Origin of the sequence: Vreelandella maris (genome assembly GCF_013371085.1) — a bacterium.
GTDB lineage: Bacteria > Pseudomonadota > Gammaproteobacteria > Pseudomonadales > Halomonadaceae > Vreelandella > Vreelandella maris.
Genome location: NZ_JABWCV010000005.1, coordinates 68,709 through 83,997 on the forward strand (window position 1 = coordinate 68,709; position 15,289 = coordinate 83,997).

The window sequence follows — 15,289 nt, forward strand, 5'->3', positions numbered from 1 at the left end:
CTGAAAGTACAAAAAATAGAGGCACAAAAAAGCGGGCAACCATTCTAACAGATGGCGCCCGCCTTGCTGTGCTTCCTTTTAGCAAGGATTACTCGTCAGGGTGAAACTCCAACGACACCGAGTTGATGCAGTAGCGCAAGCCGGTGGTCTCGGGTGGCCCGTCGGGGAAAACGTGGCCCAGGTGTGCATCACAGTGAGAACAGACGACCTCGGTGCGCTGCATGCCGTGAGTGGTATCCGTATGCTCTTCAACGCAGCGGCTACCCAGCGGCCGGTCAAAGCTGGGCCAGCCGCAGCCAGCATCAAACTTGTGCTCATTCTCAAACAGTGGCGCATTACAGCACACACAGTGGTAAATACCCTGAGCATCGCGCACCTGATAATCCCCGGTGAACGGGCGTTCAGTGCCTTTCTCGCGTGCCACACGGTACTGCTCTGGCGTTAACTGCTTTTGCCACTCGTCGGGGGATTTTTCTATTTTCGCCATGGGGTTCTCCTTCCCGCTGGTTGGCCACTCTTCAGAGGCTTATTAAGCAGGCTAGCTTAACACTCTCCTGAGTGACAGTGAGTCGCCTGCTCAAGTTCAGCATGGATGAAACTCCCTAAGATGTGTTTATACGCTGGCCGCGCCGCCGTTACTTCTTGGGTCGTGGGCGCTCTCGATCAGGCCGTCCGGGTGACACACCATGCCGCCCGCATGGCCCATGGTGTCGCTGAAGGCTTCAGGCAACACTTCCACATCGTGTCCGGCGGTAGCTAGGGCCGTCACCAAGGCGTCGTCAAAACGTGCTTCGAGTTTAAGGTTGGTGCTGGTTTCCCCCCAAGTGCGCCCGAGCAACCAGCGCGGCGCGGTGATCGCCTGCTGAAGCGGCATGCCGTGCAGCGCATAGCGCGAAAATACCGCCGCCTGGGTTTGCGGCTGGCCTTCGCCGCCCATGGTGCCGTAGACCATGGTGCGGCCATCGTTAAACTTGGCCAGCGCTGGGTTGAGCGTATGGAAAGGTTTGCGGCCAGGGGCTAAGCCGCGCAGGTCGTCGGGGTTGAGCGAAAAGCTGATGCCGCGGTTTTGCCACAGTACGCCGCTTTCCGGCAGTACCACGCCACTGCCGAACTCCCAATAGATACTCTGAATAAAGCTTACCGCACGCCCTTCGCTATCGACGGTGCCCATCCAAATGGTGTCGCCAGGGGCTGGCTCGTGTGGCCAGGGCAGAGCGCGTTGTGGGTCAATTTGAGCCGCTTCCCGACCAATATTTTCCTCGCTGAGTAACGCCTGCAGTGGTGTGGGAACACGGCCCGGATCAGTCACATTTTGGTCACGTAGGATAAAGGCGCGCTTGGTCGCTTCAAACAGCCCGTGCAGGTGATCGAAACCGTTGGGCTCGTCGGCTTTCAAGCGCTCGTAAATGGCCAAAATCATTAACGAGGCCATGCCCTGGGTCGGTGCAGGCAGGTTATACAGCGTGGCATCTTGGAGGGTGACTTCCAGCGGCGTGACGCGCTGGGCACGGTAGGCGTGAAAGTCAGCCAAGCGCAGGGGGCTGCCCACTGCTTCCAAATCTTTCGCCATGCTAGCGGCCAGTTCGCCGCGATAGAAATCATCTAATCCGGCTTCTGCCAAGCGCTTGAGGGTGGCCGCTAAGCGTGGCTGGCGCAGCCGCTCACCCTCCTGGGGTACCTGGCCGTTAAGCAGCAGGGAATCACTAAAGCCAGGGCTTTGAGACAGGCGCTCAACGTGTTTGGCAGTGAGGGCCTCCTGGCTTTGAGTGACCGAAATACCCGCCTCGGCATGATGAATGGCGTCTGCCAGTAGGGTGGTCAGAGGCAGCTGTTGCCCCCAGCTTGATGCCACGTTCAGCGCTTCATGCCAACCGCCAATCGTGCCCGCCATGGTCAGCGCGGCTTTGGGGCCGCGCTCGGGAATCTGCGTCTCACCGGCGTAGAAATCCGCATTGGCGAGGTCCGCTGTCGGGCCGCAGGCATCGATGGCAACGGGGGCTTTACCGGGCTCATGAATTAACCAAAAACCGTCGCCGCCCAGGGCGTTCATATGCGGATAAACCACCGCAATGGCCGCGGCGGCTGCCACCATGGCTTCCACCGCGTTGCCGCCCTGTTTTAACACATCTCGCCCGGCGCTGGCCGCCAGGTGATGCGGGGCGACGCAGCTGCCGCCGTAACTACGTTGGGTGTGAAGCATCTTAAATTCCTTTGTTATTGATCATGGTTACCAGCCAATGGCGTTCGGCAGCCAAGTGGCAATGCTGGGAAAAATAAACACCAGCGCAACGGCTAAAAACTGCAGCCCGATAAACGGCAGGGCGCCTTTGTAGATATCCAGCGTGGTGACCTCTTTGGGGGCCACGCCCTTGAGGAAAAACAGTGACCAGCCAAAGGGTGGGGTAAGAAACGAGGTTTGCAGCACCAACCCCACCAGAATGCCCAGCCATACCATATCGACGCCCATCTGAACGAAGAACGGTAAAAATAGCGGCAGGGCAATATAGCTGATCTCAATCCACTCGAGGAAGAAGCCCAGCACGAACATCAGCAATAGCATAAACAGCAGCGCGCCGAATTCACCGCCCGGCACCCAATCAAACATCCGGGCGACAAGGTGCTCTCCACCCAGGCCACGAAATGCCAGCCCAAATACCTGCGCACTGATCAAGATAAAGAACACCATCGCCGAAATCACCAGCGTGGCCTTGGCGACCTCCTTGAGTAGCGTGAAGGTCAACCGCCCCGAGCAGGCAACAAACACCAGCGCCCCCAGTGCCCCCATTGCGGCGGCCTCGGTAGGGGCCGCAATGCCGCCAATAATCGAACCCAGCACAGCAAATACCAAACCCACTGGCGGGCCCACCACGGTGATCACTTTCATCAGCAGTTGGCGGCGCCCCATCGCTTTACGCTCCTCAATGGGGATGGGGGGCATCAGGTGGGGGTAGAGTTTGGCGATGACCAAAATGGCAATGATATACACCGCCGCGAGCGTTAGCCCCGGCACCATGGCGGCTGCAAACATCGTGCCGACGGACTCGCCGAGTATTTCTGCCAGCAGGATGAGCACCAGGCTGGGTGGAATAATCTGACCCAAGGTGCCGGATGCGCAGATCATCCCGGTGGCCAGCGTTTTAGGATAGCCACGACGCAGAAGCGTTGGCAGCGTGAGAAGGCCCAGCGTCACGATGGTGGCGCCGACAATGCCGGTGGCGGCGCCCAATAAAACGCCGACTAAAATAATCGCCACGCCCATGCCGCCCGGTAAGCCGCCAAAAAGGTGGCCAATCACATCGATCAGCTCTTCGGCCAGCTTCGATTTCTCCAGCATCACCCCCATAAACACAAACAGCGGTATGGCCATAAAGGTGTAGTTAGTGACCACCCCATAAATACGCGATGGCAGCAGGTTAAATAGCATCGGGCCAAAGCCGATATAACCAAAGAAAAAGGCCGTTGCCGCAATACTGATGCCCACCGGAATGCCGATCAGCAGAAACACAAAAAAAGCCACGATCATACCGATCGCTAGCCACTCATTAGGAGACATGCGTTATTCACCTCGTGTGGGTAGGGCAAACACCTGACGCAGCGCGTGGGCCAACCCTTGCAGCGCGAGAAGGACAAAGCCAAATGGGATCAGTGATTTAAGCAACCAGCGAAGAGGCATGCCGCCTGGGTTTGGCGACGCCTCACCACGGGCGTACGACTGCGCTATCCAGGGCAGCGTCAGCCAGGCGATGTACAGGCCCATCACCAGCAGCAACAGCCCGCCGGTCACCTCGATCACCCGTTGTAGCCCCGCCGGGAAACGCTCATAAAAGACGTCGACGCGTACCTGTTCGCCCATCAACAGCAAATACGACATGCCAAACAGCGCGATAGGCGAGATTAAGTGCCACTGCAACTCCTGCAGCCATACCGAGCCAACGCTAAACGCGTAGCGCATCAACACATCGCCAGCGACAAGCCCGACTAATACCACGCAGGTCCAGGCGGCGATCCAGCCAAATAGCCGAACCACCGCCTCAACTCCGTGGACAAAAAATTCCACGGCGCGCATATCAGACTCCGATAATATCGTTTAACCAGGCACGCTCACTGGCACCCGCCCAGCGGTCGTGGTTGGCTTTAAACGCCATGTAGCTATCGTGCACTTTGCGTACTAGTGGGTCAGCGTTGGCCTCTGTGGCCAGCGTGTCTTGGGTGGCTTCACGCAGCGCATCGACAACGGGAGTGGGCAGCATGCTGGCTGTCACGCCTTCGTTTTCGACCAGATCAGTCATGGCTTCACCGTTCACCGCTTCGGACCAAGTGACACTCTCCAAGCAGGCCGCCATACAGGCCGTTTTGACGATCATTTGCAGGTCTTCCGGCAAGCTATCCCAGTGCGTTTTCGAGATCAGCAGCTCGCCGGTGGTGGAGGGTTCGTGCCAACCGGTGGTGTGGTAGAACTTGGCGGCGTTGTGCAGCCCCATGCGGCGGTCTTGGAAGGGGCCAACGAATTCGGCGGCATCGATCACCCCCCGTTCCAGCGCGGGGAAAATTTCGCCACCGGGCAGCACGCGGGCATCGACACCTAGCGAGGAGTACACCTGGCCCGCCAAGCCGGGAACGCGCATGCGTAAACCGTTGAGCTGGCTAATATCCTCGATAGGCTCGCGGAACCAGCCCGTCATCTGCACGCCGGTATTGTTAAGCGGGAACGCCACCATGCCATAGGGCTCATACACTTCGTGCCAGAGCTCCAGGCCGCCGCCGTGATAAAGCCACGCCATATGGCCCATAAAGCTCATCCCAAACGGCACCGTCGTAAAGTATTGGGCCGCAAAGGTGGTGCCCGACCAGAAATAGCTATTAGCAGCATTCATTTCGATGGTGCCGCTTTGAACGGCTTCAAAGCCTTCAAAGGCAGGAATCAGCTCACCGGAAGAGAAGTGCTGAATATTGAGGCGTCCGCCGGACATCGCGTTGATCTTGGCGATCACATCCGTAGGGCTGCCTGGGCCTTCCACGTAAAAGGGCGAACCAGGGCTGTAGGCATTGGTCATGCGCCAGTTAAAGCTTTCCGCTGACTGGGCACGAGCGATTGACGGCGCACCTAAGACTAAACCAGCGGTGGAAGAAACCGCAGCCGTAGTGAGAAACTTTCGACGGGATAAGGACATAGCACACCTCGTTGATTGGGAAGCAGGTCGGCACAGGAACACAATGAGGTAGCAAGGGGTGTGCCATAAAAATCGATTTTATTATAAATAAAAGATTTTTAAGGAGTTTGTAGGTCGAGTCCAAAAGGTAGGTCACTAAGTCGATTAAGTATTTGCACCTTAATGACGCCTAAATTTCGCTAAGAGCACTGCCAGCGTGCACCTTTGCTCTGTGCGGGCGAAACAGCGCTTTTCCCCGGCGACTGGGTTAAGGGCTGAGTTGAGGGCTGGTTTGAGGAGTAGGTAGTTGAAAGCAGGCCAGTTAAGCGAGTGAGGCAGAGTGCTTGACAGCTCAATAAGGTCTGAGTAACATACGCGCCACCTCGACGAGGCAAGCAACGTCCCATTCGTCTAGTGGTCTAGGACACCGCCCTTTCACGGCGGTAACAGGGGTTCGAACCCCCTATGGGACGCCACTTATTTTTGTGTATTTTTAGAGCAAGAATAAGCGGTCGTCAGGGTTATCGGAATGCGGGAATAGCTCAGTGGTAGAGCATCGCCTTGCCAAGGCGAGGGTCGGGAGTTCGAATCTCCTTTCCCGCTCCAATTAGGTGTGTGGTAAGTCAGGCGAGGTCGGGAGCTGGAACGCCAGCCCCGTCGTATCTACTTTCCCGCTCCACGTAGTTGAAGTAATTACAGTGTCCCATTCGTCTAGTGGTCTAGGACACCGCCCTTTCACGGCGGTAACAGGGGTTCGAACCCCCTATGGGACGCCACTTCCGATAAGTTAGGTAAAAAGCTAAGCAAGTGTTCTATAAGCGGGAATAGCTCAGTGGTAGAGCATCGCCTTGCCAAGGCGAGGGTCGGGAGTTCGAATCTCCTTTCCCGCTCCAGTTTAGGTGTGTGGTTAGTCAGGCGAGGTCGGGAGCTGGAACGCCAGCCCGGCTGGGGGCAGCCCCGTCGTATCTACTTTCCCGCTCCAGTTTTGATATATAGTCCCATTCGTCTAGTGGCCTAGGACACCGCCCTTTCACGGCGGTAACAGGGGTTCGAACCCCCTATGGGACGCCATCTAGTGTTACACATCGTTTTGTTTGCGTTGCGGGAATAGCTCAGTGGTAGAGCATCGCCTTGCCAAGGCGAGGGTCGGGAGTTCGAATCTCCTTTCCCGCTCCAATTTGGATGTGTGGTTAAGAGTATTGCCTTGCCACGGCGAGGGTCGTGATCTGGTGCGCCAGCCCGGCGGAAGGCCGCCCCACCGAATCGCCTTTCCCGCTCCAAGCGCTTCTAGTTTTAATTTTTTATCCCTCTGTATTGTTGATGCGCTAGCTACTTGCTGGGCGTCATTTTTTGCGTGTCTGGCGCTCGGCTCGATTGCCCGACTTGAAAAAAGTCGTTTGCGCCCTAATGTTTTACCTTCTCTTCTTATTTTGCTGACAGGACATGTTCATGGCCGAACCGGCATTGTCGATCCGTGGCCTTACCAAAGTGTATGGCAACGGCTTTCAGGCACTCAAAGGTATTGATCTCGACGTCCAGCAGGGCGATTTTTTTGCTTTGTTGGGCCCCAATGGGGCCGGTAAATCCACCACGTTAGGTGTGGTCTGCTCGCTGGTGCAAAAAACTGCGGGCCAAGTGTCCATCTTTGGCATCGATGTTGATAAAGACTTCGCCAAGGCTAAATACCAGCTAGGTGTGGTGCCTCAGGAGTTCAATTTCAACCAGTTCGAAAAGGTGCTCGATATCGTGCTGGCCCAAGCGGGCTATTACGGCATGACCAGTCGCGAAGCCTTGCCTCGTGCTAAACAGCTGCTGACCGACCTTGGCCTATGGGAAAAGCGTAACGGCAGTGCGCGCATGCTCTCCGGTGGCATGAAGCGCCGCCTGATGATTGCCCGGGCGCTGATGCATCGCCCCAAGCTGCTGATTCTCGATGAGCCAACCGCGGGCGTGGATATCGAACTGCGGCGCAGCATGTGGGAGTACATGCGGCGGATCAATCAGGATGAAGGTACCACCATCATTCTGACGACGCACTACTTGGAAGAGGCCGAGAGCCTGTGTCGCAATGTGGCGATCATCAACAATGGCGACATCGTGCGCAATACCAGCGTGCGGGAGCTACTGGCCGAGCTTGATACCGAGACTTTCCTGATCGATTTGGCTGAGCCAGTCGCAGAAGTGCCTCACATCGAAGGGTTTGAATTACACCAGATAGAGCCCACACAGCTTTCGTTGTTGGTTCATCGTGGGCAGCGCTTGAACGATGTATTCAAAGCGTTGAGCGAGCAGGGCATCGAAGTCGTATCCATGCGTAACCGGGCCAATCGCCTGGAGGAGATGTTTGTGTCGATGGTAGAAGGTAGCGGCCAAGGGGCAATAGACCAGCGCGTCGAGAAGAAGGAGGAACGCGTATGAACGCTACGCAAACATTGATCGCGCTATGGACGCTGGTGCTCAAAGAGATCAAACGCTTCACGCGCATTTGGCCGCAAACGCTGCTGCCACCTTCGATCACCATGGCCATGTACTTCATCATCTTCGGTAATCTCATTGGTTCGCGGATTGGCGACATGGATGGCTTCAGCTACATGGACTTTATCGTCCCGGGGCTGATCATGATGTCGGTGATTACCAACAGCTACTCCAACGTGGCATCGAGCTTTTTCTCGAACAAGTTTCAGCGTTCGATTGAAGAGATGATGGTCTCGCCAATGCCCAACTGGGTGATTTTGGCCGGCTTTATCCTGGGCGGCATGGCCCGAGGTTTAGGCGTTGGGTTGATCGTTACCGTCGTTTCGCTGTTCTTTACGCGTTTGACCATGGAGCATCCGCTGCTCACGGTATTAGTGGTGGTGCTCACCTCGGCGCTGTTCTCCATTGGTGGCTTTATCAACGCCTTGCTGGCGAACAAGTTCGATGACATTTCTATCGTGCCGACCTTTATTCTCACGCCGCTGACTTATCTGGGTGGGGTGTTTTACTCTATCTCGATGCTGCCAGACTTCTGGCAGGGCGTTTCCATGCTCAACCCCATTCTGTACATGGTTAACGTCTTCCGCTACGGCTTTCTGGGTGTCTCGGATATCCCCGTTGGTTGGGCGCTGGCTGCTATTTTTGCCTTTATCATCGTGTTATTTGTGGTGGCGTTAACCATGCTAGAGCGTGGTAAAGGTATTCGCAGCTAGTGGTAATACAGCACTGTAAGAGAGAGTAATTATTAATGGCGCATCGTCCAGACACGTTAGAACACGCCCCCCTGGGGCGTGACTCCGCTTACCCCGAGCAGTACGACGTGGGACTTCTCTACCCCATCCCCCGCGCAGCCAACCGCACACCACTGGGGATTGAAGAAGGCGCTCTGCCGTTTGAAGGCGAGGACGAGTGGCACGCCTTTGAAGTCTCCTGGCTGAATAGCCGCGGCAAGCCCATTGTCGCCGTGGCGCGCTTTCGATTACCCGCAAGTTCGCCCAACCTGATTGAATCCAAATCGTGGAAGCTCTACCTCAACAGCTTTAATCAATCCCGGTTTTATAGCCGTCAGGAAGTGATGGAAACGATGGCCAATGACCTTGCCGTGGCGGCGGGGGCTGAGGTGAGTGTCGAGCTGTTTGATGTGGATGCCTCAGAGCTTTCACCACAGCAGTTGCCGGGTGAATGCTTGGACGATTTAGATATCGCAGTAAGCGATTACATACCCAGCAGTGCCCACCTAACGGTAGGGGAAGCGGTCGTCGAGGAGACCCTCTACTCGCATCTGCTGAAATCTAACTGCCCCGTTACTGGCCAGCCGGATTGGGGAAGCGTGTTGATTCGCTATCAAGGGCCCAAAATCGATCGCGAAGGGTTACTGCGTTACCTGATTGGGTTTCGTCAGCATCAGGATTTTCACGAACACTGCGTTGAGCACATCTTCACCGACCTAATGACCCATGCAAAACCAACGCAACTGCTGGTGCTGGCGCGTTACGTGCGTCGTGGTGGATTAGACATTAGCCCCTGGCGCGCAACGCCTGGTCTAACGCCGCCCACGCCGCTGCGCCTAGCAAGGCAGTAAACGGCAATGTTATAAGTGACAATGTTATAAATGACGATGCTATCAATGGCGGTACTCAGTAGCCCACCGATTGGATTTGGAGTTATTAATGGACGCACTCACGCTACTTCACGAACGCAGCTCGATGGGCAAGCTGATTGAGCCAGCGCCTAGCAGCGAACAGCTAAGCGACATCTATCAAGCCGCTTTGCGGGCGCCTGACCATAAAGAGCTGCGCCCCTGGCGCTTTATAGAGTTCAGCGGGGAAGGGCGTGAGCGCCTGGGCGAACTATTTGCCGAGGCGGAGTTCCAGGAAAATCCTAGCGCCGACGACGATACGCTCAACTCGGCGCGCAAAAAGCCGCTGCGGGCGCCGATGATTATCGCCGTGATTGCCAAGGTCACGCCTGGACTCGAAAAAGTGCCCAAAATGGAGCAAGTAATTTCCGCTGGCTGCGCCGCCCACGGTATTCTGCTTGCCGCCCATGCGCTGGGTCTTGGCGCCATGTGGCGCAGTGGCAAGTACGCGTTTGACCCGGTGGTACGCAAAGGATTAAGCCTGGATGAAGATGATGAAGTCGTCGCCTTTATCTACTTGGGCACCTTGGGCGGACGGCATAAGCCCGTGGCACAACATAACGTTGCTGACTTTGTGGAGCGTTGGGACTAGCTATGAATCTGCCCCGTAAGCCAGGCATCCCGCACCCACGTCTGCCACTACCGGAAGGCCAGCAGGAAGACTTAGCCGTCTTTCAGCAGTGGCTGAGTGACGCCATTCCCATGGTAAGTTCGCTAGGCATTAGCGAAATGTTGCGCCAAAGCGATCAGCTGACCTGGCAGTTAGCGCTGGAGCCTAGCCTTAACGACAAAGGCACCGGGTTTGGTGGGGCGCTATCCGCGCAAACCACGTTACAAGGCTGGTGTTGGGTCACCTTATGGCTGCGCGAACAGGGCATCGCCCGCGATGTGGTGGTTGCCGAGGCCACCCAACGCTTTCTAGCACCGGTCACCGATAATTACCGTTTGGTATGCACACCTGCTGAACCTGAAGGCTCTTCTCAACTAGCCCAGCAGCTTGAGGAGCGTGGGAAAGGACGCATTGCGTTAACCCATCAGCTTTATTGTGGCGAGATGCTTTGTCTGGAAGCCAGTGGCAATTACGCGGTGTTGCCGTCACGCTAACCGAAGCGGTAATCGGCCTGAAAAGGCTTGCTATTTCGAGGCTTAGCCCATAGTATGTGCGCCGTTCTGTCGCGAAAGGTAAAGCCTTTCTACAGCGCCAAAACGCGGAGGGGTGTCCGAGTGGTCGAAGGAGCACGCCTGGAAAGTGTGTAAGCCGCAAGGCTTCGAGGGTTCGAATCCCTCCCCCTCCGCCACAGAATTTAGATTAAGCCGCTGATTTTCAGCGGCTTTTTCTTTTCCTGAAAGATATTGATCCACACATAGCAGCTGGTTTCCATGGGCTCGCTCAATATGCCGCTGGACAATATGTATCTCTACGGCATCACGATCCTCCTCCAAGACCAGGCTCTGTCCCTAATGCCAGGCAGTTGAGCCTATTCCTTATAAGTTGACCATGAGACCTTCCCATGTCAGGCACACTGACTCGGTAAGATCCATGCAGTTCAGCGACGCCATTGATGCCATCGCCAAGGCAGCCCCTATGATTTCTCCAGTCTCTCCGAAGTGCTCTCTCCGAAGTACTCTCTCCCGAACTGATCGACACCTGTCTTGAAGAAGCCAGCGTGACCACAATGTGCAAGCGACGCCTGCCTCCTTACTTGCTGCTGACTCATCTTTTTCCTATGTAGAGTTATTTTGCATGCTCCTGATATTACTTAGGGCTGCGGTGAGAATCTTGATCTCCCGAGTTCCGCCCTTCGCGGGTGAACACTGACAACGAGCTATGTAAAGCGACGGTTACCGCGGGAGAGCTTTGGCGCGCTGGTCGCGGACCGGCTAATCTTCAATAAGGATCGGTGTGCCAGGGCGTGTTCGTCGCCGGGAGGAGCCATGCCGTCACGTGACCCGCATCGCCTGGAAATTCCTTTCGGTCGCTTCGAGCGTCGCTTGGGGCTGTCGACAGTTACTTTTCGCCTGCATAAGCGGGAATGGTGTGATGGTTGCCTTTACCTGGGCGTTCGTCTTACCTGATGGAGGGGAGACTATGAGCGAGGCATATACTCAGCCGAATTCGACTTCGCACGAAGTCGGTATCAAGATGCCGGAGGACGTGCTGATACTCCTGCCTGTTCGTAACTTGGTCCTATTCCCGGCGTTGGTACTGCCGATCACCGTGGGTCGACCCAAGTCCCTGGCAGGTATCGAGGAGGCGCTGAAGAATGATCGTCCGGTGGGCGTCATACTGCAGAGGAATCCCGACGCCGTCGATCCTGGGCCTTCTGACCTCTACCGGGTCGGCACCATGGCCAATATCCTTCGCTTCGTGTCGAGCGAGGAGGGCAGACACCAACTAGTCTGCCAGGGCCAGATGCGTTTCCGGATACTGGACTTCATCGATGGGTATCCCTTTTTGCTGGCGAGAGTGGAACTGATCCGGGCGCGAGAGGGGCGTAGTCCGGATGTCGAGGCGCGGTTGTTGACGCTGCGCAAGCGGGCCCTTGAGGCACTTCATCTGTTGCCGCAGATCCCTGACGAGTTGATCCGTGCGGTGCGGGCCATCGATCAACCCGGCCTGATGGCCGACACCATCGCCGGTTACTTGGATCTTTTGCCCGATGAGAAGCAAGAGATTCTGGAGCTCACTGATCTCAAGGCGCGGATGGACAAGGTGCTAGCGCGCCTCGACTATCGAGTGGAGGTGCTCAAGCTGTCGCAAAAGATCAGCGAGCGCACCCATGAGACCATGACTGAGCGTCAGCGCGAGGCAGTGCTGCGCGAGCAACTGCGATCTATCCAGCAGGAACTTGGCGAGGGAGACGAGAAAGCCGAGGAGATTCGCGAACTGGAAGAGCGCATCAACAGTGCTGGCATGCCCGAGGAGGTAGAAACCTTTGCCCGCAAGGAGCTCAAGCGTCTTGAGCGCATGCCTGAGGGCGCCGGGGAGTACTCCATGGCGCGCACCTTCATGGAGTGGTTGCTGGAGCTGCCCTGGTCGAAACTTAGCGAGGAACACCTCGATATTGCCCGCGCTCGGGAGATTCTCGATGCCGATCACTATGGCCTCGAGCGCATCAAGAAGCGCATTATCGAGCATCTGGCGGTTCACAAGCTCAACCCGGAGGGCAAGAGTCCGATCCTGTGCTTTGTCGGCCCGCCGGGGGTTGGCAAGACCTCGCTGGGGCAGAGTATCGCGAGGGCCATGGGCCGCGAGTTTGTGCGTGCAAGCCTTGGCGGGGTCCACGACGAGGCCGAGATCCGCGGCCACCGACGCACCTACATCGGCGCGCTGCCGGGCAATATCATCCAGGGATTGCGCAAGGCCGGCACTCGCAACCCGGTGTTCATGCTGGACGAAATGGACAAGCTCGGCGCCGGTATCCAAGGGGATCCTTCGGCGGCGCTGCTCGAAGTGCTTGATCCGGCGCAGAATAGTGCCTTTCGGGATAACTACCTCGGCGTGCCTTTCGACCTCAGTCGGGTAATGTTCATCGGCACTGCCAACGTGCTCGACCAGATTCCTGGCCCGTTGCGTGACCGGATGGAGGTCATCGAGCTGGCCGGCTATACGGAAGACGAGAAGGTCGAGATTGCTCGGCGATATCTCGTGCCACTCCAGTGCGCGGCCGCAGGACTCTCCGAGGAGCAGCTGACACTCTCCGATGCCGCCTTGCATGCCATCGTGGCGGACTACACCCGCGAAGCGGGGGTGCGCCAGCTTGAGCGGCTGATCGGCCAGGTAGTGCGACACGTAGCCGTGCGCATTGCAGAAGGTGCCCTGGAGCGAGCAGATGTGGATACCATCGACCTGACGGAGTCCCTTGGCCCACCGCGTTTCGAGAACGAAATGGCGATGCGCACCAGCGTGCCTGGTGTCGCCACGGGCTTGGCCTGGACCCCAGTGGGTGGCGATATCCTCTTCATCGAGGCGAGCCAATCACCGGGTAACGGTCGGCTGATTCTCACTGGCCAGCTCGGCGAGGTGATGAAGGAGAGCGCCCAGGCGGCCTTGAGTCTGATCAAGGCCCATGCCGACGAACTGGGTCTGGAGGCCCGGCGCCTGGCCAGGACCGACATCCATGTCCATGTTCCGGCAGGAGCGATCCCTAAGGATGGCCCCAGTGCCGGCACGGCCATCTATACGGCGTTGGTTTCGCTGCTAAGTGGTCGCTGCGTCCGTGAGGACGTCGCCATGACCGGGGAGATCACCCTGCGGGGTCTGGTGCTGCCAGTGGGCGGCATCAAGGAGAAGGTACTCGCGGCCCAACGGGCTGGCATCCGCACCGTGTTGCTGCCAGCGCGCAACCGCAAGGACTGGGAGGAGATTCCTGAGAAGACCCGTGAACGTCTGACCTTCCATTGGATCGAGCATGTCGAGGACGCTACACGGCTGGCACTATGCGATGCGGGCTCCTCAACAGTCACCACACCCAAGGAATCCTGACGGCTGGCTCGTCCGTAAGCGTCGGTATACCTGGGGTGGCGAGGGGGGTGAAGCCCCGTTTGCAGTTTGGCATGTACTCGAGAATGGCCAGCGCCATTGTCGAGTCTTGCCATGGGGAAAAGGTGTCATAAACCTTGATCCGCGTCATGGCTGTCCGATGGGACCCTCCTATACTTTTCCATGTGATCGTATTGGTGGATCGCACATCTCCTGTGGGGCCGGGTAACTTGCCTCATTGGATTTTTTCCGCCTTTCCCGTGAGGTGACTCATCATGACCAACAAGAAATTCAAGGAGGCTTCTCCTTCCTCCACACAGCCCGCCACAATCACCGAAGCTGAGGCTTCGACGTCACGCTACCCGAGCCCTTTCCGTGAGCTGGATCGCATGTTCGACAGCCTTCTGGCTCGGGATTGGATGCACCCCCTGCGCTGGGATCGTCTGTCTGCCCTTGCGCCGCGTCTACCCAGAGTCGATGTTCTCGACAGGGATACTGAAGTAGTGGTTCGCGCCGAGCTTCCCGGTATCGAGCGTGAGGATCTCGATGTCTCGGTAACTGAAAGGGCGGTGACCATCAAGGGTGAGAGTCATAAGGAATCTCGTGAGGAGGAAGGCGAGTACTATCGCTGTGAGATCTCTAGTGGCAGTGTATTGCGTACAGTGGAACTACCTTGCGATATTGATGCCGACAAGGCAGAGGCCAACTTCCGAAACGGCGTACTGGAGCTGACCCTGCCCAAGATCAAAGAGGCGCACCGTCGCAAGTTGGACATCAAGAGTTAAACATCATGGCGTGAGAGGCGCGGGAATATCGCTTCCCGCGCCGTACGCCGAGGACTACATCATGAAGATGACCGGGGTATTAGTTTCGGATCAGACGAGTGCTCGCCTGTTCACGATCAATCTGCCGAAAGCCCCCTTTGAGGAGTTGGCGAGATTGGCCAATCCCGAGGGCCGGCTGCATGAGCGCGACATTGAGTCCGATCGGCCAGGAAGGGCCTTCGATAGCATGGGGCGGGGGCGGCATGCCATGGGAACACGCCATCCGGCGACGGAGCAGCAGGAGATTCGCTTCGCCCAGGAGATAGCGACGCTGCTGGCCGATCACCACCGTCGAGATAGCTTCCAGCGCTTGGTTCTTTGTGCTCCGCCGAAGCTGTTGGGGCTAATACGGGAGGCGTTGCCAAAGCGGGTCGCTGAGTGCCTGCTGCTGGAACTGGACAAGGATCTCGCCCACTTGAGCGACACCGATCTGCGTGCCCATCTGACTGAGCATCTGCCCACCATCATTCAGCCACAGAGTTCGCTATCGGCCTGAGCTTATCCCCGTTGTCTCACCCCGAGACGCGGGCTGTTGGCTCAAGCACGGTGGGCTATAGCCGAAGATTGAGGCAGGGCGGTGGGTCACCTTCTTGACCGTTGAAGGCTTGGCCAGCAGCTAATCGAGGCGCCTTCTGCAGCGGGCCGGGTTCACAGTCAGCGGGTTTTTCTGCTATGTACACAAGAACAATAGGGAATGATCCGCCCGCTCTTCGGATAA

At 57.1% G+C, this 15,289-nt stretch carries 14 protein-coding genes, 7 tRNA genes and 1 pseudogene; 17 read left to right on the forward strand and 5 right to left on the reverse strand.

Annotated elements, in window-relative coordinates:
• Positions 1-88: 88 nt before the first annotated feature.
• The 5 genes from msrB to HUO07_RS05450 form a co-directional block, all read right to left on the reverse strand.
• Entirely contained in the window at positions 89-487 is a 399-nt protein-coding gene (gene msrB, locus HUO07_RS05430; protein ID WP_101146118.1) for a peptide-methionine (R)-S-oxide reductase MsrB, read from the reverse strand.
• Between the two features lie 126 nt (positions 488-613).
• Positions 614-2,200, reverse strand: a complete 1,587-nt coding sequence (locus HUO07_RS05435) for a gamma-glutamyltransferase family protein (RefSeq protein WP_176302713.1) — start codon at positions 2,198-2,200, stop codon at positions 614-616.
• Positions 2,201-2,227: 27 nt separating this feature from the next.
• Positions 2,228-3,553 carry a TRAP transporter large permease gene (locus tag HUO07_RS05440; protein WP_176302714.1) on the reverse strand — a complete coding sequence of 442 codons (1,326 nt, stop codon included), beginning with the start codon at positions 3,551-3,553 and terminating at the stop codon, positions 2,228-2,230.
• Positions 3,554-3,556: 3 nt separating this feature from the next.
• Positions 3,557-4,066, reverse strand: a complete 510-nt coding sequence (locus tag HUO07_RS05445; RefSeq protein WP_176302715.1) for a TRAP transporter small permease subunit — start codon at positions 4,064-4,066, stop codon at positions 3,557-3,559.
• A 1-nt stretch (position 4,067) separates the two neighbouring features.
• The gene (locus HUO07_RS05450) at positions 4,068-5,171 is read right to left on the reverse strand and encodes a TRAP transporter substrate-binding protein (protein WP_008958409.1); all 1,104 of its coding nucleotides are present in this window, start codon (positions 5,169-5,171) and stop codon (positions 4,068-4,070) included.
• A 379-nt stretch (positions 5,172-5,550) separates the two neighbouring features.
• Here HUO07_RS05450 and HUO07_RS05455 point away from each other — a divergent pair.
• From HUO07_RS05455 to HUO07_RS05535, 17 genes and pseudogenes are all read left to right on the forward strand, one after another.
• Positions 5,551-5,626 (forward strand) — tRNA-Glu (locus HUO07_RS05455).
• A 55-nt stretch (positions 5,627-5,681) separates the two neighbouring features.
• Positions 5,682-5,756 (forward strand) — tRNA-Gly (locus HUO07_RS05460).
• Between the two features lie 94 nt (positions 5,757-5,850).
• Positions 5,851-5,926, forward strand: a tRNA-Glu gene (locus HUO07_RS05465).
• Positions 5,927-5,968: 42 nt separating this feature from the next.
• Positions 5,969-6,043, forward strand: a tRNA-Gly gene (locus HUO07_RS05470).
• Positions 6,044-6,145: 102 nt separating this feature from the next.
• Positions 6,146-6,221: transfer RNA gene (locus HUO07_RS05475), tRNA-Glu, on the forward strand.
• A gap of 30 nt (positions 6,222-6,251) precedes the next feature.
• Positions 6,252-6,326: transfer RNA gene (locus tag HUO07_RS05480), tRNA-Gly, on the forward strand.
• 273 nt (positions 6,327-6,599) lie between these two features.
• The gene (locus tag HUO07_RS05485) at positions 6,600-7,568 is read left to right on the forward strand and encodes an ABC transporter ATP-binding protein (protein WP_176302716.1); all 969 of its coding nucleotides are present in this window, start codon (positions 6,600-6,602) and stop codon (positions 7,566-7,568) included.
• The gene (locus tag HUO07_RS05490) at positions 7,565-8,338 is read left to right on the forward strand and encodes an ABC transporter permease (protein WP_176302717.1); all 774 of its coding nucleotides are present in this window, start codon (positions 7,565-7,567) and stop codon (positions 8,336-8,338) included. The genes HUO07_RS05485 and HUO07_RS05490 overlap by 4 nt, the downstream gene beginning before the upstream one ends.
• A gap of 35 nt (positions 8,339-8,373) precedes the next feature.
• Positions 8,374-9,207, forward strand: coding sequence for an NADPH-dependent 7-cyano-7-deazaguanine reductase QueF (gene queF / locus HUO07_RS05495; protein WP_176302718.1), 834 nt, complete (start codon positions 8,374-8,376; stop codon positions 9,205-9,207).
• 88 nt (positions 9,208-9,295) lie between these two features.
• Positions 9,296-9,856 carry a nitroreductase family protein gene (locus HUO07_RS05500; RefSeq protein ID WP_101146123.1) on the forward strand — a complete coding sequence of 187 codons (561 nt, stop codon included), beginning with the start codon at positions 9,296-9,298 and terminating at the stop codon, positions 9,854-9,856.
• Between the two features lie 2 nt (positions 9,857-9,858).
• On the forward strand, positions 9,859-10,368 hold the full coding sequence (locus tag HUO07_RS05505) for a YiiD C-terminal domain-containing protein (protein ID WP_176302719.1): 510 nt from the start codon (positions 9,859-9,861) through the stop codon (positions 10,366-10,368).
• 106 nt (positions 10,369-10,474) lie between these two features.
• Positions 10,475-10,562 (forward strand) — tRNA-Ser (locus HUO07_RS05510).
• Positions 10,563-10,883: 321 nt separating this feature from the next.
• Positions 10,884-10,997 (forward strand): annotated as a pseudogene (locus HUO07_RS22360) (hypothetical protein); the annotation flags it as partial.
• A 202-nt stretch (positions 10,998-11,199) separates the two neighbouring features.
• A complete protein-coding gene (locus HUO07_RS05520) occupies positions 11,200-11,340 on the forward strand; it encodes a hypothetical protein (protein WP_176302720.1) in 141 nt (46 codons plus the stop codon).
• Between the two features lie 13 nt (positions 11,341-11,353).
• A complete protein-coding gene (gene lon / locus HUO07_RS05525; RefSeq protein ID WP_176302721.1) occupies positions 11,354-13,750 on the forward strand; it encodes an endopeptidase La in 2,397 nt (798 codons plus the stop codon).
• Between the two features lie 272 nt (positions 13,751-14,022).
• Complete coding sequence (locus tag HUO07_RS05530) at positions 14,023-14,532, forward strand: Hsp20/alpha crystallin family protein (protein ID WP_176302722.1); 510 nt, start codon at positions 14,023-14,025, stop codon at positions 14,530-14,532.
• Between the two features lie 67 nt (positions 14,533-14,599).
• A complete protein-coding gene (locus HUO07_RS05535) occupies positions 14,600-15,067 on the forward strand; it encodes a host attachment protein (protein WP_176302723.1) in 468 nt (155 codons plus the stop codon).
• The last annotated feature ends 222 nt before the right edge of the window (positions 15,068-15,289 follow it).